Source organism: Xanthobacter tagetidis, assembly GCF_003667445.1.
GTDB classification, from domain to species: domain Bacteria; phylum Pseudomonadota; class Alphaproteobacteria; order Rhizobiales; family Xanthobacteraceae; genus Xanthobacter; species Xanthobacter tagetidis.
On sequence record NZ_RCTF01000019.1, the window covers coordinates 25,879 to 44,374 of the forward strand.

General features: G+C 71.6%; 13 protein-coding genes. 10 read left to right on the forward strand and 3 right to left on the reverse strand.

Annotation, left to right across the window (positions count from 1 at the left end; all coding sequences use genetic code 11):
- Positions 1-15 precede the first annotated feature (15 nt).
- Positions 16-816 (forward strand): FAD binding domain-containing protein, encoded by an 801-nt coding sequence (locus D9R14_RS18695; protein ID WP_121624869.1) that lies wholly within the window; start codon positions 16-18, stop codon positions 814-816.
- A gap of 40 nt (positions 817-856) precedes the next feature.
- Here D9R14_RS18695 and D9R14_RS18700 read toward each other — a convergent pair whose 3' ends face one another.
- Positions 857-1,717 carry a DMT family transporter gene (locus tag D9R14_RS18700; RefSeq protein ID WP_121624870.1) on the reverse strand — a complete coding sequence of 287 codons (861 nt, stop codon included), beginning with the start codon at positions 1,715-1,717 and terminating at the stop codon, positions 857-859.
- Between the two features lie 160 nt (positions 1,718-1,877).
- Between D9R14_RS18700 and D9R14_RS18705 the strand changes: the two genes are divergently transcribed.
- The 5 genes from D9R14_RS18705 to D9R14_RS18725 all read left to right on the forward strand — a co-directional run bounded on the left by D9R14_RS18705 (position 1,878) and on the right by D9R14_RS18725 (position 6,850).
- Entirely contained in the window at positions 1,878-3,236 is a 1,359-nt protein-coding gene (locus tag D9R14_RS18705) for an aminotransferase-like domain-containing protein (protein WP_121624933.1), read from the forward strand.
- A gap of 74 nt (positions 3,237-3,310) precedes the next feature.
- Positions 3,311-3,952, forward strand: a complete 642-nt coding sequence (locus tag D9R14_RS18710) for a TMEM175 family protein (protein WP_121624871.1) — start codon at positions 3,311-3,313, stop codon at positions 3,950-3,952.
- Positions 3,953-4,067: 115 nt separating this feature from the next.
- On the forward strand, positions 4,068-5,309 hold the full coding sequence (locus D9R14_RS18715) for a cytochrome-c peroxidase (protein ID WP_121624872.1): 1,242 nt from the start codon (positions 4,068-4,070) through the stop codon (positions 5,307-5,309).
- A 72-nt stretch (positions 5,310-5,381) separates the two neighbouring features.
- A complete protein-coding gene (locus D9R14_RS18720) occupies positions 5,382-6,095 on the forward strand; it encodes a vWA domain-containing protein (RefSeq protein ID WP_121624873.1) in 714 nt (237 codons plus the stop codon).
- Between the two features lie 11 nt (positions 6,096-6,106).
- Positions 6,107-6,850: a DnaJ domain-containing protein gene (locus D9R14_RS18725; RefSeq protein WP_121624874.1), complete on the forward strand. Its 744-nt coding sequence runs from the start codon at positions 6,107-6,109 to the stop codon at positions 6,848-6,850.
- A gap of 15 nt (positions 6,851-6,865) precedes the next feature.
- Here D9R14_RS18725 and D9R14_RS18730 read toward each other — a convergent pair whose 3' ends face one another.
- Entirely contained in the window at positions 6,866-8,944 is a 2,079-nt protein-coding gene (locus D9R14_RS18730; protein WP_245420886.1) for a D-alanyl-D-alanine carboxypeptidase family protein, read from the reverse strand.
- A gap of 345 nt (positions 8,945-9,289) precedes the next feature.
- On the opposite strand from D9R14_RS18730, the gene D9R14_RS18735 reads away from it, so the two are divergent.
- The 4 genes from D9R14_RS18735 (at position 9,290) to D9R14_RS18750 (ending at position 15,073) form a co-directional block, all read left to right on the forward strand.
- Complete coding sequence (locus D9R14_RS18735; protein WP_121624876.1) at positions 9,290-9,622, forward strand: phasin family protein; 333 nt, start codon at positions 9,290-9,292, stop codon at positions 9,620-9,622.
- Positions 9,623-9,990: 368 nt separating this feature from the next.
- Positions 9,991-10,323: an ATP-dependent Clp protease adapter ClpS gene (gene clpS / locus D9R14_RS18740; RefSeq protein WP_121624934.1), complete on the forward strand. Its 333-nt coding sequence runs from the start codon at positions 9,991-9,993 to the stop codon at positions 10,321-10,323.
- Positions 10,324-10,553: 230 nt separating this feature from the next.
- Positions 10,554-13,025: an ATP-dependent Clp protease ATP-binding subunit ClpA gene (clpA, locus tag D9R14_RS18745; RefSeq protein ID WP_121624877.1), complete on the forward strand. Its 2,472-nt coding sequence runs from the start codon at positions 10,554-10,556 to the stop codon at positions 13,023-13,025.
- A 479-nt stretch (positions 13,026-13,504) separates the two neighbouring features.
- Entirely contained in the window at positions 13,505-15,073 is a 1,569-nt protein-coding gene (locus D9R14_RS18750) for a class I adenylate-forming enzyme family protein (RefSeq protein ID WP_121624878.1), read from the forward strand.
- 17 nt (positions 15,074-15,090) lie between these two features.
- On the opposite strand, the gene D9R14_RS18755 is transcribed toward D9R14_RS18750, so the two are convergent.
- Positions 15,091-18,489, reverse strand: a complete 3,399-nt coding sequence (locus tag D9R14_RS18755) for an error-prone DNA polymerase (protein WP_121624879.1) — start codon at positions 18,487-18,489, stop codon at positions 15,091-15,093.
- Positions 18,490-18,496: the final 7 nt, after the last annotated feature.

Sequence of the window (18,496 nt, forward strand, 5' to 3'; positions counted from 1 at the left end):
AACAGGAGAACGCCCATGTATGCCTTCGACTATCAGCGGCCCGCGGCCCTCGCCGATGCGGCGGCCCTGCTCAAGGCCGATCCTGAGGCCAAGATTCTCGCCGGCGGGCAGACCTTGCTGCCCACCCTGAAGCAGCGCCTCGCCCAGCCGACGGCGCTGGTGGACCTCGCCCGCCTGCCCGGCCTTTCCGCCATCGAGAAGACGGCGGAGGGCGTCGCCATCGGCGCGCTGGTGAAGCATGCGGCGGTGGCGACCTCGGACGTGGTGCGCGCCGCGATCCCCGCGCTCGCCGACCTCGCCGGCCTGATCGGCGATCCGGCGGTGCGCAACCGCGGCACGCTCGGCGGCTCGCTGGCGAACGACGACCCCACCGCCGACTATCCCGCGGCCGTGCTGGCGCTGAACGCCACCGTGGTCACCGACCGGCGCTCCATCGGTGCGGGCGACTATTTCCAGGGCCTGTTCACCACGGCGCTGGAAGAGGGCGAGATCATCACCCGCGTGGACTTCCCGCAGGTGGAGCGCGCCGGCTACGCCAAGTTCCGCAACCCCGCCTCGCGCTATGCCATGGCGGGCGTGTTCGTGGCCAAGACCGCCGACGCGGTGCGCGTGGCGGTGACGGGGGCGGGCCAGTCGGGCGTGTTCCTGTGGGAGGAGGCTGGCGACATCCTCGCCTCGGACTTTTCGCCCGCCGCGCTCGCGCGCCTGGAGCTCGACCCGGCCGACCTGATGAGCGACCTGCACGGCAGCGCGGAGTATCGTGCCCAGTTGGTGAAGGCCATGGCCAAGCGCGCGGTGGCGAAGGCGCTGGCCTGAGCCGCGAGGGGCCGCACGCGGCCCCTCCCCTCGCCCGGCGTCAGGCGAAGCGCTTGGCGCCGGCGACGCACAGCACCACGAGACCGGTCACCGCCACCATGCTCCAGGCCACCGGCTCGCCCAGCAGCAGGGCGGCGAGCGCGAGGCCGAAGAAGGGCTGGAGCAGCTGGAGCTGGCCCACGGCGGCGATGCCGCCGCGCGCGAGGCCGCGATACCAGAACACGAACCCCACCAGCATGCTGAACACCGAGACGTAAGCGAGCCCGATCCAGGCCGGCCTGCCGACGTCCGCGAAGCCGCCCGGGAGCGTGGCCAGCGCCAGTGCCGCCATGGCCGGCAGCGACAGCACCAGCGCCCAGGAGATCACCTGCCAGCCGCCGAGCCGGCGCGACAGGCGCGCGCCCTCCGCATAGCCGAGCCCGCAGGCGAGGATAGCGGCGGCCATGAGCAGGTCGCCCGTGAGCGTGCCGGCGGCGCCGTTCGCCAGGGCGAAGCCCGCCACCGCCGCCGCGCCGAGCACCGAGAACAGCCAGAAGGCGGCCTTCGGCCGCTCCCCGCCCCGCACCACGCCGAACAGCGCGGTGGCGAGCGGCAGCAGGCCGACCAACATGATGGAGCGCGCCGCCGAGATGTGCTGGAGCGCGAGCGCGGTCAGAAGCGGGAAGCCCACCACCACGCCGAGCGCCACCATGCCGAGCGCGCCGACGTCGCCCTTGGCCGGCCGCCTCTGGCGCAAGGCGAGCAGCAGCGTCGCGCCAAGCAAAGCCGCGATCACCGCCCGCGCCGAGGTGAGGAACACCGGCGAGAAGCCGCCCACCGCCACCCGCGTCGCCGGCAGCGAGCCCGAGAAGATAACGACGCCGAGAAGTCCGCTGCCCCAGCCGTCCAGTCCGCGCTGCATGATGGTCTCCGCCACGTTGCGCCAGCCCTAGCGGGCAGCCGGTTGCGGCGACAGGCACACAGCCATACAATTTGCCCGAACAGTATGGGTTACGGGAGCCATACAATTGGCGCAGGACGACGCGGAAACCGGAGCGAGGACGACCCGCACCGAGCAGATCATGGCCACCATTCGCGGCCGCATGGCGCGCCGCGCTTTGTCGCCGGGCGAGCGTCTGCCCTCCATCCGCAGGCTGGCGCGCGACCTCGCGGTGTCGCCCTCCACCGTGGTGGAGGCCTATGACCGCCTCGCGGCGGAAGGCCTGATCCGCTCGCGCCCCGGCGCCGGCTTCTATGCGGTGGGCGCGCCGGCGCCACTGGCTCTGGCGGAGGACGGCCCGGCGCTCGACCGCGCCATCGACCCGTTCTGGGTCTCGCGGCAGTCGCTCGATGCGCCCTCCGGCGCGCGCCGGCCCGGCTGCGGCTGGCTGCCGCCGGACTGGATGCCGGAGGCCGCGCTGCGACGCGCCGTCCGCACGCTCGCCAAGGCGGACGCCGCCGTGCTCACCGACTACGGCACCACCCAGGGCTCGCTTGCCTTGCGCCGCCTGCTGGCGCGCCAGTGCGCCGAAGGTGGCGTCGAGGCCGGGCCGGAGCAGATCGTCCTCACGCCCTCGGGCACGCAGGCCATCGACCTCATCTGCCGCTTCCTGCTCAATCCGGGCGACACGGTGCTGGTGGACGATCCCTGCTATTTCAATTTCCAGGCGCTGCTGCGCGCCCACCGGGTGAAGATCGTCGGCGTGCCCTTCACCCCCGCGGGACCGGACGTGGCGGGCTTCGAGGCGGCGCTCGCCGCGCACCGGCCCCGGCTCTACGTGACCAATTCGGCGCTCCACAATCCCACCGGCGCAACGCTCGCGCCGCGTACGGCGCACCGGGTGCTCACCCTCGCGGCGGCTTACGACCTCGCCATCGTCGAGGATGAGATCTTCGCCGATTTCGAGCCCGAGCCCGCGCCCCGCCTCGCGGCGCTGGATGCGCTTGCGCGCGTGGTGCGCATCGGCAGCTTCTCGAAGACGCTCTCCGCCTCCATCCGCTGCGGCTACATCGTCGCCCGGCCGGACTGGGTCGAGGGGCTGCGGGATCTCCAGGTGGCCACCAATTTCGGCGGCCCGAGCCCCATGGCGGCCGAACTGGTGCTGCGCACGCTCAGCGACGGCAGCTACCGCAAGCATCTCGCCGCGCTCCGCGGACGCCTCGCCCGGCGCCGGCGCGAGGTGGCGGGGGACCTTGCCGGCCTCGGCATCCGGCCCTGGATCGAGCCGCGCGGCGGCTTCTATCTGTGGTGCCGTCTGCCCGGCGGGCGCGACGCGGCCGAGGTGGCGAAGGCCGCCCTCGCGGAGGGGGTTGTGCTGGCGCCGGGCAACGTGTTCAGCGTCAGCCAGTCGGCCGCCGACTTCATGCGCTTCAACGTGGCGCAGATGGACAAGGAGGCGCTGCGCGCTGTCGCCCGCGCCTTGGCCCCCGCCTTGGGATGAAGCGCAGGAGCGTTCGCAATCGCCGCAGCGGCCTTTAGGATGCCGCCGAGCCATCCCGCGCCGGGGCCGTCCAGATGAGCCAGAACGCCGACACCCGACCCGCGCGTCACGCGGACCGCCACAGCCGCTTTCCGAAGTCGCGCGTGGACGCGCTCACCGACGGCGTGTTCGCCTTCGCCATGACGCTGCTGGTGCTCGACATCCGCCTGCCGGAAGACCTGAAGATCGACGATGGGGCCGCCCTCACCGCGCATCTCATGTCGCTCGGCCATGAGACCGTGACCTACCTCATCAGCTTCCTGGTGCTGGGCGCGTTCTGGCGCGGCACCATCGAGGCGCGCCGCAGCGAGGAGCAGGTGGGGCACACCGTGGTCGGCGTGTCCCTGTGGCTGCTGTTCCTCGTCACGGTGGTGCCGTTCTCGTCCGGCCTCGTCAGCCGCTACGGGCAGTTCACGCCGGCCATCCTCGTCTATGCCGCCAACATGGGCGCGCTGGCGCTGCTGGTGGTGGCCCTGCGCTATCTCGACGTGGCGCCGGAGCGGCGCAGCCTCGCGGCGGCGTTCGGCCAGCGCCTGCCCCTGTTCCTTGTCAGCGCGCTGCTTTCGGCCGCGCTCGGCTTCGTCGCGCCCCACGCCGCGCTCTATGCCTATTTCCTCAACATCCTGAGCCGCCTGCCCTTCTGGCCGAGCACGCCGGCGAGCGCCGGCCGAAGCTAGAGCCATTCCAACCTTGCGCGGTTCGTAGTCCTCCGGATTGCCCAATGCCGGCGCGGCGTCCACCTTCCCGCCGGTGTTGCAAGGCTCCCGCTTGGCGGGGCCGGGAGTTCGGGCCATGGAACGTCGCCTTCGCCCCATCGGATGGGCGGCCTTGACCGTCGGCGTGCTGCTGGTCGGCGGATCGGCGCAGGCGGGCGAGATCGCCACCCCCGAGGCGCTGGGCGAGGCGCTGTTCTTCGACACCGCCCTCTCGAAGAACCGCACCCAGGCCTGCGCCTCCTGCCATGCGCCCGACGCCGCCTTCACCGATCCCCGCGAGGGCGCCGCCGGGATGGCGGTCTCGGTGGGCGACGACGGCCGCTCGCTCGGCGACCGCAACGCGCCGAGCGCCGGCTATGCCCGCTTCAGCCCACCCTTCGGCCGGTCGCGCAAGCCCGGCCTCTATCGCGGCGGCCAGTTTCACGACGGGCGCGCATCGAGCCTGGAGGCGCAGGCCGGCGGGCCGCCGCTCAACCGCGCCGAGATGGGCATGGGATCGAAGGCCGAGGTGGTGGCGCGCCTGAAGGAAAATCCGGCATACGTCGCGGCCTTCCAGAATCTCTACGGCCCCGCCGTCTTCAGGTCGGACGCGCGCGCCTTCGCGGCGATGACCAGGGCTATCGCCGCCTTCGAGCGCACCGACGCGTTCGCCCCGTTCGATTCCAGATACGACCGTTACCTCAAGGGCGAGGCGACGCTCACGGACCAGGAGGAACTCGGGCGGGTGCTGTTCTTCTCGAAGCAGTTCACCAATTGCGCGCTGTGCCACCAGCTCAACGCGCAGGGCGGCACGGCGGGCGAGACCTTCACGAACTACGAGTTCCACAATATCGGCGTGCCGGCGAACCCGGACCTTGCCGCCACCGGCGCGGTGACGGCGCCGGACCTCGGCCTCGCGCGCAATCCGAAGGTGCGGGACAGGAACGCCCAGGCGGGACGCTTCAAGGTGCCGGGCCTGCGCAATGTCGCCGTCACCGGCCCCTACATGCACAATGGCGCCTTCAAGGATCTGCGCACCGTCATCCTGTTCTACAACACGTTCAACACCGCCAATCCGGCCCGCGAGATCAACCCCGAGACCGGCGCGCCCTTCGCCCCGCCCGAGGTGCCCGGCACGCTCTCATTGACGGAGCTGGAGACCGGGCCGGCGCTCGACGACCGCCGCATCGACGCGCTGGTGGCGTTCCTGGAGACGCTCACCGACCGGCGCTACGAGCCGCTGATGGCGCAGCGCCGCGATGCGCGGGCCGCGGCGAAGGCCGCGGCCAGGCAGCCGTCCGCGCCAAACGTCGCTCCGCAGGCCGCGGCTGGACGTTAGGCTCCCTGCGCCCCGCCCTTCCGTCGACGCGCCCTTGCCCCTATGTGTGGAGCAGAAGGAACGGCGCGATCCATGGTCGAGAACAAGGGCAAGGACGTCACATCGGCTCCCGCGGGGAGCCTGTCCAGCGCGGACGACACGGCGCGCTTCCTCGAAGCGGTGAAGCGCGCGCCCGGCATCGCCCCAGGGCGCGGGCGGCTCGCCTTCGCGCTCGATGCCACCGCCTCGCGCCAGCCCACCTGGAACCTCGCCTGCGACATCCAGTCGGGCATGTTCGCCGCCGCCGCGCGGCATGGCGGGCTCGACATGCAGATCGTCTATTACCGCGGGCAAGGCGAATGCCGCGCGTCGCCCTTCGTCGGCGATGCGGCGACGCTCGGCCGGCTCATGGGCAGCATCGGCTGCGAGGGCGGGCTCACCCAGATCAACCGCGTGCTCTCCCACCTTCTGAGCGAGGCCGAGCGCTCCGGGCTGCGCGCCGCCGTCTTCGTGGGTGATGCGCTGGAGGAAAACGAGGACCGGCTGCACGCGCTCGCCGGCCAGCTGGCGCTGCGCGGCGTGCGCCTGTTCGTTTTCCAGGAAGGCGACGACCCGCAGGTGGAGCGCTGCTTCCGCGCCCTCGCGGCCGTGACCGGCGGCGCCTATTGCCGCTTCGACGCGCGCGCCGGCGCGCAGCTGCGCCAGCTTCTGGAGGCGGTGGCCGCCTATGCGGCCGGCGGGCGCGCCGCCCTCACCGCGCGGCGCGATGCCGGCGCGCTCAAGCTCATCGCAGCCCTCGGCGGATAGGAGCCTTCAAGGTGATCAGTCTCATCGCCGGCGTGGCGCTGCTGGCGCTCGGCCTCTACGGCCTCAAGCTCTGGACCAAGGCCGACCCGAAGGTGCTGATGGCCGTGCTGTTCCGCTCGCTCGCTTACGCAGCATTGCTCGGCGCCGCGGGCGCGCTCGCCACCGGGCGCTATGCCGCCGTGGTGCCGCTGGCGGCGGTCGGCATCATGCTGCTGGGGCGGCTGGACCCCAAGGGGGTCGGCGGCGCGCTCGGCGGGATGTTCGGGGGATTGTTCGGGTCCAAGACGCGGGCGCCGCAGATCTCGCGGGTGCGCTCGCCCCTGCTCGAAATGGAACTCGACCATGCCAGCGGTGACCTCACGGGGCGCGTCATCGACGGCCCCTATGCGGGACGTGCGCTGGAGAGCTTCGCGGTGCCCGAGCTGCTGGACCTGCGCCGCGTCTGCGATCCGCAGTCGCTGGCTCTACTCGAAGCTTATCTCGACCGCCGGGCGCCCGCCTGGCGTGAGCACGCTGAGGGCGATCACGGTGCGGGGGGCGTCGGCGGGAGGGGCGGCGCGTCGCTCGGCGACGGGGCGATGACCGAGCAGGAGGCCTATCAGATTCTTGGGCTTGAGCCGGGCGCGGACGCTCCGAGCGTCCGTGCGGCCCATCGCTCCCTCATGAAGAAGCTCCACCCCGATCATGGCGGATCCAGCTATCTTGCGGCCCGGATCAATCAAGCCAAGGAAGTGATCCTGCGCAAACATGGCTGATTCTCCCTCAAGACTTCAATTCTTGAGAGTCATGCAGCCAAAATCGTTACGCTGGAGTAAACGGCAGGCCTCGCGGGCGCCCTTCTCGTCGAGCCCGGAGAAGCGGGCGCGGTAGAGCTGGCCCGAGCCCTTCGCCACCGTCTCGGTATAGGCGTCCGCCTTGGCGAGCAGCGCCTTCGCCTTGGCACGGGCGGCATCGAGCCGGGCGCGCGCCTGCTTCTCGCCGTCGAAGGCCCCCACCTGGATGATCCAGCCCGAGCGCGCGCTGGCGGGGATCTGGGTGCGCGTAGCGGCGGCCGGCGGCAGCGGCGTCGGCGTGAGGGAGGCGGTGCGCACCAAAGCGGGCTTGTCCGTGCGCCGGGACGTCGCCGCCGTATCCGCCACATCGAGCACCGGCCACACGCTCGCCTCGTAGCGCGCCACTTCCTCGGGCGAGGGTTCGAGCGCGGTGGCGAGCTGCACCTGCACGGGCGCGTTGGGCGTCAGCCTGGCGTCGGACTTCGCGTTCGCCCTGGCGGCGCTGCGCGTGTTCGGCCGGCCGTCGGCGGTGAACGCGCTGGTGGGCGGCGAGAATTGCGAGACCTGGGTCGGCCCGGCATAGCCCAAGGCTCCGCCCGCGGGAACGAAGCCGGCGGCCGAAGCGGTGGCCGAGGCGGTAGCGGCCGTGGCGCGCTTGACGGCGATGGTCTTCACGCCCGTGGGCTTGATGGGGGCGTCGCTGCCGATGGCGGCCGTCTGCACCGGCTCGGCGGAAGCGGCCATCGCGGAGGCGGACGTCGCGCCCGCCTCGGGGGCCGGCGCGGCGGCGCGGCCGATGGAGGCAGTGACGGCGGGATCGGCGGCACGGGCATCGGCCGGCCTTGCGGCGGGATGCGCCGGCGCGGCGGTGGCTGTGGCGGCCGCCACCTGCGCGGCGGCGGCGGGCGGCAGGGTGGCCTGGGCGAGCGCCTGCACCGGCTCCGGGAGCGCCTTGGGCCGCGGCGCGGCGACCGGCAGCGGCACGGGCGCGGGCTTTGCGGGGGCGGCGACGGGCACGGGCACGGTCTTCGCGGCGGGCTCGGCGCCGCGCTCCCAGCGCGCGGGGGCCGGCGGCGGGGCGGTGAGCGCGGTGCGGTCGTCCTCGCGCGCCACGGGCTGAGGCTGCGGCAGGGGGGCGGCGAAGGCGAGCCCGACGGGCCGCTCCTCCGGCGTCGCCGCGGCATTCTCGATCACGCGCGGCGCCGTGCGGACGCCGGCATAGGCGCGCGGCAGATGGGCCTCGATCAGGTCGGCCATGCGGTTGTCGCGGGCCCGGCCGGAGGAGCCGCCCAGGACCACGCCGACCAGATAGCGGTCGTCGGCCTTCACCGAGGTCAGGAGGTTGAAGCCCGAGGCCCGGGTGTAGCCGGTCTTGATGCCGTCCACGCCCTCGATCCGCCCGAGCAGGCGGTTGTGATTGCCGATCGCCTCGCCGCGATAATAGAAGGTGCGGGTGGCGAAGTAGCGGTACTGGCGCGGAAAGCGATCCTGGATCGCCCGGCCGAGGATGGACAGGTCGCGCGCCGTCGTCACCTGGCCCGGATTGGGCAGGCCCGAGGCGTTGCGGAAGGTGGTGCGGCTCATGCCGAGCGCCCGCGCCTTGGCGGTCATCATCTGCGCGAACTCGGTCTCGCTGCCGCCGATGGCCTCGGCGATCACGACGGCCGCATCGTTGGCCGAGCGGGTGACCAGCGCCTTGATGGCGTCCTCCACCTCGATGGTGGAGCCGGGGCGCAGATTGAGCTTGGTGGGCGACTGGGACGCCGCCCGCGACGAGACCGGCAGAGCGCTGCTCACCCTGAGGCGTCCCGCTTCCATCTGCTCGAACAGCAGATAGAGCGTCATCACCTTGGTGACCGAGGCAGGATGCCGCAGGGCGTCGGCGTTATCCTCGTACAGGACGCGTCCGGTCTTGCCGTCCACCATGATCGCCGAGGAGCCGTAGCGCCAGCGCGCGCCGTCCGCGTCTGCCACCGGGGCGGGCGCACTCTTGCGCTGGGTGGAACGCTCGACCTGGTTGCGTTTCCGCGGCTTCGCCTCCGCCAGGGTGCTGGTGAAGGCGAAGCTTGCCAACACTGCAACCGCAAGGACTTTCAAGCCCCTGGCGGCGTTCGCGGACGCAATACGCATGAAACAGCCCCTGAGTGAACAAAACGCGATCCGCCCCGGCCCTGGAGTGGGTCCCCGAGACGAAGGACCGACCGCAGTGCGGGAGCGGCGCGGGGGAGCGACGAGGGGAACGTTAAGAAGGGGGAGTTACCAAGGCGTAAACAGGGCGCGCCGCCATATTTGTGCACTGCACAATAACGCTTGACATTCATGCTGCACTGCATAATATCCACACTCGAGCGGAGAGAAATCCACTCACCGGAAACGTCTGGCACGGCGCCGCGCGCCGTCCTGAGGAATGAGGACACTCCCATGGTGCAGAGCCCTGAAGAATTCCAGAAGCTGAGCAAGGACAACATCGACGCCGCGATGAAGAGCTTCGGCACGCTCTCCAAGAGCGCCCAGGCGATCGCGGTCGAGGTGGCGGACTACACCAAGACCTCCTTCGAGCAGGGCACCGCCGCCCTGGAGAAGCTGCTGGGTGCCAAGAGCGTCGAGCAGGCGATCGAGATCCAGCAGAGCTACCTGAAGTCGGCCTATGAGGGCGCCGTCGCCCAGGCGACCAAGATCGGCGAGCTCTACACCGAGCTGGCCAAGGAGACCTACAGGCCCTTCGAGAGCGCGTTCGGCAAGTTCCCGCGCTGAGCCCTCGCAGGAGGTGTTGCGCAGCGTACCCGCGCTCGCGCGCCGCGTTTGAGGCGCGCTCGATCGAGGCCCGGACTTGCGCCGGGCCTTTTTTCATGGGCAAAAGGGGCCGGCATCGAACAGGCCCCCGTCGCGACCCTGGCAAAGCGCCGGGCGGCTTCCTATTATCTGGCGCGAGCGCCGAGGCTCCGTGGTCCATGGACGGAGCACCGGTACGGGGCGCGACCGACATGACAGACACCGCTCACGCCATGCGCACGGCTTCATCGCAGAGCCCGAAAGCCGCCTGCCATTCCGATCCGGCCACCGCCGGGCCGGCCGCGCCCGCGCGCGCCGCGTACGATGATTTCGCCGCGCGCGCTGCGCGCATGGCCGGTCCGAACACGCCGCGGCGCAACGGCGACGGCCCCGGCACGTCGGTCATCACCCGCACCAAGCCGCAGACCAAGCGCCCGAGCCTCTACCGCGTGCTGCTGCTGAACGACGACTACACGCCCATGGAGTTCGTGGTGCACGTGCTCCAGCGGTTCTTCAACAAGACCACCGACGAGGCCAACCGCATCATGCTCCACGTCCATCACCATGGCGTGGGCGAGTGCGGCGTGTTCACCTACGAGGTCGCCGAGACCAAGGTGACCCAGGTGATGGACTTCGCGCGCAAGCACCAGCATCCGCTCCAGTGCGTGATGGAAAAGAAGTAGGCGCACGCCCCCGGCGCGGCGCCGATGCCGCGCGCATCCGCAGCGACAACAGCCTGAAGCGTGACCGCGCACGCGCGCCCTTGCTTGTGACAATTTCGGAACGGTGAACGCCCACGACGCATCGAAGGGCTTGCGCACTGCCGCAAGCGGTACGAAGTTTATCGGGACGGCGCGTGCTCCGCGCCCCGGCGCAGCTCGCCGGACCGGCGGCACGCGCGAAAGAGGTGTCGATGCCCACATTCTCCCGCAGCCTCGAACAGTCGCTCCATCGTGCTCTGGCGCTCGCCAACGAGCGCCACCACGAATACGCGACCCTCGAGCACCTGCTGCTCTCCCTCGTCGACGACCAGGATGCCGCTGCCGTGATGCGCGCCTGCAATGTCGACATGGAGAAGCTCCGCCGCAATCTGATCGAGTACGTCGACACGGAACTGGAAAACCTCGTCCAGTCCGGTTCGGACGACAGCAAGCCCACCGCCGGCTTCCAGCGCGTGATCCAGCGCGCGGTGATCCATGTGCAGTCCTCCGGCCGCGAGGAGGTGACGGGCGCGAACGTGCTGGTCGCCATCTTCGCCGAGCGCGAGAGCCACGCCGCGTATTTCCTGCAGGAGCAGGACATGACGCGCTACGACGCGGTGAACTACATCTCCCACGGCATCGCCAAGCGCGCCGGCATGTCCGAGAGCCGCCCCGTGCGCGGCGCCGAGGAGGAGACCGAGACCAAGTCCGGCGAGGACGCCAAGAAGAAGGCGGACGCGCTCGACGCCTATTGCATCAACCTCAACAAGAAGGCCCACGAGGGCAAGATCGACCCGCTCATCGGCCGCGACACCGAGATCAGCCGCACCATCCAGGTGCTGTGCCGCCGGCAGAAGAACAACCCGCTGTTCGTGGGCGACCCCGGCGTCGGCAAGACCGCCATCGCCGAGGGCCTCGCCAAGCGCATCAATGACGGCGACGTGCCGGACGTGCTCGCCACCGCCACCGTGTTCGCGCTCGACATGGGCGCGCTGCTCGCCGGCACCCGCTATCGCGGCGACTTCGAGGAGCGCCTCAAGCAGGTGGTGAAGGAGATCGAGGCCTATCCGAACGCGATCATGTTCATCGACGAGATCCACACGGTGATCGGCGCCGGCGCGACCTCGGGCGGGGCCATGGACGCCTCCAACCTGCTGAAGCCGGCGCTCGCCTCGGGCACGCTGCGCTGCATGGGCTCGACCACCTACAAGGAATACCGCCAGTATTTCGAGAAGGATCGGGCGCTGGTCCGCCGCTTCCAGAAGATCGACGTGGCCGAACCCACCGTGCCGGATGCGATCGAGATCCTGAAGGGGCTGAAGCCCTATTTCGAGGACTACCACAAGCTGCGCTACACCAACGACGCCATCAAGGCGGCGGTGGAGCTCTCGGCCCGCTATATCCACGACCGCAAGCTGCCCGACAAGGCGATCGACGTGATCGACGAGAGCGGCGCGGCGCAGATGCTGCTGCCCGAGACCAAGCGCAAGAAGACCATCGGCCTCAAGGAGATCGAGGCCACCATCGCGACCATGGCCCGCATTCCCCCCAAGAGCGTCTCCAAGGATGACGCCGAGGTGCTGGCGAACCTGGAGACCACGCTCAAGCGGGTGGTCTACGGGCAGGACAAGGCCATCGAGTCGCTCGCGGCCTCCATCAAGCTCGCCCGCGCGGGCCTGAGGGAGCCGGAGAAGCCGATCGGCTGCTACCTGTTCTCCGGCCCCACGGGCGTCGGCAAGACCGAGGTGGCCAAGCAGCTCGCTTCGGTGCTGGGCGTGAACCTGCTGCGCTTCGACATGTCGGAATACATGGAGCGCCACACCGTGAGCCGCCTCATCGGCGCGCCTCCCGGCTATGTGGGCTTCGACCAGGGCGGCCTGCTCACCGACGGCGTCGACCAGACCCCGCATTGCGTGCTGCTGCTGGACGAGATCGAGAAGGCCCATCCGGACCTCTTCAACATCCTGCTGCAGGTGATGGACCACGGGAAGCTGACCGACCACAACGGCAAGCAGATCGACTTTCGCAACGTGATCCTCATCATGACCACGAATGCGGGCGCCGCCGACCTCGCCAGGCCGGCCTACGGCTTCACCCGCACCAAGCGGGAGGGCGACGATTCGGAGGCCATCAACCGAACCTTCGCGCCCGAATTCCGCAACCGCCTCGACGCGGTGATCCCGTTCGGCCATCTGCCGCAGGAGGTCATCACCCAGGTGGTGGAGAAGTTCGTGCTCCAGCTGGAGGCGCAGCTCGCCGACCGCAACGTCACCATCGAGCTGTCCGATGAGGCGGGCCTGTGGCTGGTGGAGCGCGGATACGACGAGCAGATGGGCGCGCGGCCCATGGCCCGCGTGATCCAGGAGCACATCAAGACGCCGCTGGCCGACCAGGTTCTGTTCGGCCGCCTGAAGAGCGGCGGCCACGTGCGCGTGGTGGTGGAGGGCGAGGGCAAGGACTCCAAGCTCGGCTTCGAGTTCCCCGAGGGGCCGGTGACGCCGAAGCCCGACAAGATCGCCCCGCCCGCCGCCAAGCGCCCGGCGCGCCGCAAGTCCTCCACCGCCGGCAAGCCGCGCGCGGCGAAGGCCAAGCCCGGCAAGCCGGGCCCCAAGGGCGGCGCCACCGGCGGCGGCCCGGGCCGCTCCGGCAGCCCGGTGCCCAAGCTGCCGCTGGTCAAGGTGTGACATCGGCCGGGACACGCGTCCCGGCCCCGAACCAAGGACGATGCCCGGCCCCGCGCCGGGCATTTGTTTGCCTGCTGCCGGGCGATGCCGCACCGGCCCTCCGCGCGCCCTCCCCGTTCGCGCACCCTCTCCCCTTGCGGGAGAGGCCGGGGGCGAGGGGTTCCGCCACCGGGCTAGCCGCACCGAGGCCGCGCCACAGCGCTCGGCGCTTCCCCTCACCCCCACCCCCTCTCCCACAAGGGGAGAAGGGAGAAGCGCCCGGTTTCTCGCCCCGCCTTCGCCCCGCAGCGGAGCCGATGCCAACCTCGCGTCGCCCTCCCCGTTCGCGCCCCCTTTCCTCTTGTGAGAGAGGTAATGGGTTAGGGTTCGCGCCACCGGGCGAGCCGCGCCGAGGCCGCGCCGCCTTGCCAGTGCAGGCGAGGGCCAACTGGCCTAAGCTGCCCGCGCTCCCGATCCGAAAGCCGCTGCGAACCGCAACCATGCCCCCCTCCCCGCTCTCGTCCGAAACGCCCGTCCCGCACGGCATCGCCCCCGCGGCCCGCTTCAACCTTGCCGCGCACTGCCTTGCGCACGCGGCCCGCGCGCCGGGCAAGACGGCGCTCATCCTGGTGGGTGCGGACGGCGCCGAGCGCTGGACCTATGGAGCGCTGGACGAGAAGGTGCGCCGCCTCGCCGCCGGCTTCGCCGGCCTCGGCCTGGAGCCGGGCGCGCGCATCCTGATCCGCGCCGGCAACGATGCCGGCTTCGTCATCGCCTTCCTTGCCGCCATCGCGGCGGGATATGTGGCGCAGCCCACCTCCTCGCAGCTCACGTTGGAGGAGGTGCGCGCGCTCGCGGACGATTCCGGCGCCGCCGCGGTGGTGCTGGGGCAGGATCACCTCGGCGAGCGCGCCGGCCTCGCCCATCTGCGCATCATCGATCCGGACGAGATGGCGGCGCTCGCTGCCGCCCCGCCCCTCGCCGGCTTCGCGCCGACCCGGGCGGACGATCCCGCCTATCTGGTCTACACCTCCGGCACCACCAGCCGGCCCAAGGGCGTGCTGCACGCCCAGCGCGCCATCCTCGGCCGCCGGCCCATGTATGCCGACTGGCTCGGCCTCACCGAGGCGGACGTGCTGCTGCATGCGGGCGCGGTGAACTGGACCTACACGCTCGGCGTCGGCCTCACCGACCCGTGGGCGCAGGGGGCGACGGCGGTGCTCTATAACGGCCCGCGCGATCCCGCCGTGTGGCCGCGCCTGATCGAGGCCCACGGCGCCACCATCTTCGCCGCGGTGCCGACCGTGTTCCGGCAGGTGCTGAAGGCGTGCGACATCGCCCGCTTCGACCTCTCCCGCCTGCGCCACGGGGTTGCGGCGGGCGAGGCGCTGGCCCCGCGCCTGATCGAGGACTGGCACGCGGCCACCGGCACCTGGATCTATGAATCGCTGGGCATGAGCGAGGTCTCCACCTTCATCTCCTGCCGCCCCGGCGCGCCGATCCGGCCCGGCTCGCCGGGCCGCCCGCAGCGCGGCCGGCGCGTCAGCGTGCTGCCGGTGGAGGGCGGCACCGATCCGCTGCCGGCGGGCGAGACCGGCCTGCTCGCCGTGCACCGCTCCGACCCCGGCCTGATGCTCGGCTACTGGCGCCGGCCGGAGGAAGAAGAGGCGGTGATGCGCGGCGACTGGTTCGTGGGCGGCGACCTCGCCGCCTTCGACGCCGACGGCTGGCTGTGGTTTCACGGCCGCAATGACGACGTCATGAACGCGCTCGGCTACCGCGTCTCGCCGCTGGAAGTGGAGAAGGCCCTGGCCGACTGCCCCGGCGTGCTGGAGGCGGCGGTGGCCGAGACGAAGGTGCGCGCGGACGTGAGCGTCATCACCGCCTTCGTGGTGCCGCGCCCCGGCGCGGCGCTCATTGAGGCGGCGGTTCTGGCGCATTGCGGACAGCACCTTGCCGCCTACAAGTGCCCGCGCCGGGTGGTCCTGGTCGACCAGATCGAGCGCACGGCCAACGGCAAGGTGAGCCGCAAGGCCATGGCCCGCCGCTTCGCGGCTGCGGCGGACTGAGGCGCCGCGCCGCGGCGTCAGTGGAAGTCGCGGGACTTGGGCAGGATGCGCACCTCGCGCGGGTGGCGGGCGCGGGGATATTGCGGGCGCCGGAACTCGTCGGCGCGCGCGGTCTCGATCACCGGCGGGCGCGGCGCGCCGAGATAAGCAAGGTCCGCGCTGCGGTCGGTGAGGCGGCGCGCCATGAGGTGGACCACGCCCTCCTCGCTCTTCTGCACCACGCCCTCCACCAGCAGCAGCCGCGCGCCCATGACCTCGCGGCGGAAGCGCTCGAAGGTGCGGGCCCACAGCACCACGTTGGTGACGCCGGTCTCGTCCTCCAGCGTGATGAAGATCGCCTTGCCGTTGCCCGGCCGCTGGCGCACCAGCACCACGCCGGCGGTGCGCGCGAAGTCGCCGTCGCGCAGCGCCGAGGTCCCTTCGCAGGTCAGCACCGTCTCGCGGTCGTAGAGCGGGCGCAGCAGCGCCATGGGATGGGCCTTCAGCGACAGGCGGGCGCTGCGATAGTCCTCCACCACGTGCTCGCCCAGCGACATGGCGGGCAGCGCCGCCGCCGCCTCGGCCCCCGTCTCGCGCGCGTCCGCCGCGGCGAACAGCGGCAGCGGCGCGTCGTCCGGCAGGCCGCGCACCACCCAGGAGGCGGCGCGCCGGTCGAGGCTGAGCGAGCGGAAGGCGTCGGCCTCGGCCAGCAGCGCCAGCGCGCGCGCCGGCAGTTCCGCCCGGCGGGCGAACCGCTCCAGGCGCGCGGCGCCGTCGCGGGGCGCCGCCTGATGCTCCCCGCGCCCCGCCTGCCCCGCCCGCGCGGCGGCGATGCGCCCGGCCCAGGCCTCCTGGAAGCCGTCGATCTGGCGCAGGCCGAGGCGCAGCGCCAAGGCGCCGTCCGCGTCCCGCTCCAGCGTGCTGTCCCAACGGCTGTGCGCCACATCGACGGGGCGGACCCGCACCCCGTGCTCGCGCGCGTCGCGCACGATCTGCGCCGGCGCGTAGAAGCCCATGGGCTGGCTGTTCAGCAGCGCGCAGGCGAACACCGCCGGGTGATGGCACTTGATGAAGGCGGAGACGTAGACCAGCTTGGCGAACGAGGCGGCGTGGCTCTCCGGGAAGCCGTAGCTGCCGAAGCCCTTGATCTGCTCGAAGCAGCGCCGCGCGAAGTCCTCGGTGTAGCCGCGCGCCACCATGCGCCCCACCATCAGGCTCTCGAACTGATGGATGGTGCCGAGGTTGCGGAAGGTGGCCATGGCGCGCCGGAGCGCGTTCGCCTCCACGTCGGAAAAGCGCGCCGCCACCATGGCGAGGCGCATGGCCTGCTCCTGGAACAGCGGCACGCCCATGGTCTTGTGCAGCACCTGGTGGAGTTCGTCGGCCGGGCCGTGCGCGGGCGCGGGCGCGGGAAACTCCACCTTCTCCTTCCCCGAGCGGCGCCGCAGATAGGGATGCACCATGTCGCCCTGGATCGGGCCGGGCCGCACGATCGCCACCTGGATCACGAGGTCGTAGAAGGTGCGGGGCTTCAGGCGCGGCAGCATGTTCATCTGCGCCCGGCTCTCCACCTGGAACACGCCGATGGAATCGCCCCGGCACAGCATGTCGTAGACTTCAGGATCCTCGCCCGGCAGGTCGGCGAGGCCGACGGCGCGGCCCTCGTGCTCCTCCAGGAGGTCGAACGCCTTGCGGATGCAGGTGAGCATGCCGAGCGCCAGCACGTCCACCTTGAGCAGGCCGAGCGTGTCGATGTCGTCCTTGTCCCACTCGATGAAGGTGCGGTCCGCCATGGCGGCGTTGCCGATGGGCACGGTCTCGTCGAGCCGGCCGCGGGTGAGGATGAAGCCGCCCACGTGCTGGGAGAGGTGGCGCGGCGCGCCGAGCAGGCGGGTGGCGAAGGCGACCGCGCGCCGGATCATCGGATTGGCGGGGTCGAGCCCGGCCTGGGCGATGTGGGTGTCGGGAATGGCCTCGCCATAGCTGCCCCACTGGGTGGAGGCGATGCGCGCCGTGATGTCCTCGGTAAGGCCCAGCGCCTTGCCCACGTCGCGGATGGCGCTCCGCGGCCGGTAGGAGATCACGGTGGCGGCGATACCGGCGCGGTGGCGGCCGTATTTGCCGTAGATGTACTGGATCACCTCCTCGCGCCGCTCGTGCTCGAAGTCCACGTCGATGTCGGGCGGCTCGCGCCGCTCCTCGGAGATGAAGCGGGCGAACAGCACGTCGTTCTCGGCCGGGTCCACCGCGGTGATGCCGAGCACGAAGCACACCGCCGAATTGGCCGCCGAGCCCCGCCCCTGGCACAGGATGCCGGCCCCTTCGGCGAACCGGACGATGTCGAGGATGGTGAGGAAATAGCGCGCGTAGTCGAGCTTGGCGATGAGCGCCAGCTCGGCCTTGAGGAGCCCCGCGACCTTGTCCGGCACCCCTTTCGGATAGTGCTTCGCCGCGCCGCGCCAGGTCTCGGCGGCGAGCCAGTCCTGTGCGCACCAGCCCTCGGGCACCGGCTCGTCGGGATAATCGTATTTCAGTTCGCTCAGGCAGAAGTCCACCTGCGCCAGCAGCCGGCCGGTCTCGTTGAGCGCCTGCGGCGCGTCGCGGAACAGGCGTGCCATCTCGCCGGGGGCCTTCAGGTGGCGCTCGGCATTCGCCTGAAGGCGCCGGCCGGCCTGGGCGATGGCGACGCCCTCGCGCACGCAGGTGACCACATCCTGGAGGTCGCGGTCCTCCGGCGCCGCATACAGCACGTCGTTGAGCGCCAGCAGCGGGACGCGGGCGGCCTCCGCCTCGGCCTTGAGCGCCGCGAGCCGGCGCCGGTCGTCGCCCCGAAGATGCAGGGCCGCACCGAGCCAGACCGCGCCCGGTGCAGCCTCGGCGAGGCGCGGCAGGAGGCCGGCGAGCGGCGCGAGGTCGCGGTCCGGCCGCACGACGAGGAGCAGGCCCTGGGCCGCGCCGAGGAGGTCGTCGAGGGCGAGGTCGCATTCCCCCTTGCGCGCCCGCCGGTTGCCGGTGGTGAGGAGGCGGCAGAGCGCGCCCCAGCCCGCCCGGTGGCGGGGATAGGCGACGATGTCCGGCGTGCCGTCGGCGAAGGCGAGGCGCGCGCCCACGGCGAGCTTGAAGCCGTGCGCCCGCCGGCACAGCTCCGCGTGGGACGGCCCCACGGGCAGCGCCGGCTCGACCTCCATCTCGCCCGGCGAGGAGCCGAGGCGCACCCGGCGCACCGGCGCCGCGCCCTCGCGGAAGGCGCGCAGCGCCGCGAAGGCGCGCACCACGCCCGCCACCGTATTGCGGTCGGCGATGCCGAGGCCGGCATGGCCGAGCGCCAGCGCGGTCGCCACCAGGTCCGTCGGCGCCGAGGCGCCGCGCAGGAAGGAGAAGTGCGAGGCGGCGGCAAGCTCGGCATAGGAAGGGGCGTCGCTGATGCCGGCGCTCATGCGGGCG

Excerpts from the sequence above, each read along its gene's own strand:
- D9R14_RS18695 (WP_121624869.1), top strand. The coding sequence starts at position 16 with ATGTATGCCTTCGACTATCAGCGGCCCGCGGCCCTCGCCGATGCGGCG.
- D9R14_RS18700 (WP_121624870.1), bottom strand. The coding sequence starts at position 1,717 with ATGCAGCGCGGACTGGACGGCTGGGGCAGCGGACTTCTCGGCGTCGTT.
- D9R14_RS18705 (WP_121624933.1), top strand. The coding sequence starts at position 1,878 with ATGGCCACCATTCGCGGCCGCATGGCGCGCCGCGCTTTGTCGCCGGGC.
- D9R14_RS18710 (WP_121624871.1), top strand. The coding sequence starts at position 3,311 with ATGAGCCAGAACGCCGACACCCGACCCGCGCGTCACGCGGACCGCCAC.
- D9R14_RS18715 (WP_121624872.1), top strand. The coding sequence starts at position 4,068 with ATGGAACGTCGCCTTCGCCCCATCGGATGGGCGGCCTTGACCGTCGGC.
- D9R14_RS18720 (WP_121624873.1), top strand. The coding sequence starts at position 5,382 with ATGGTCGAGAACAAGGGCAAGGACGTCACATCGGCTCCCGCGGGGAGC.
- D9R14_RS18735 (WP_121624876.1), top strand. The coding sequence starts at position 9,290 with ATGGTGCAGAGCCCTGAAGAATTCCAGAAGCTGAGCAAGGACAACATC.
- clpS (WP_121624934.1), top strand. The coding sequence starts at position 9,991 with ATGGCCGGTCCGAACACGCCGCGGCGCAACGGCGACGGCCCCGGCACG.
- clpA (WP_121624877.1), top strand. The coding sequence starts at position 10,554 with ATGCCCACATTCTCCCGCAGCCTCGAACAGTCGCTCCATCGTGCTCTG.
- D9R14_RS18750 (WP_121624878.1), top strand. The coding sequence starts at position 13,505 with ATGCCCCCCTCCCCGCTCTCGTCCGAAACGCCCGTCCCGCACGGCATC.
- D9R14_RS18755 (WP_121624879.1), bottom strand. The coding sequence starts at position 18,489 with ATGAGCGCCGGCATCAGCGACGCCCCTTCCTATGCCGAGCTTGCCGCC.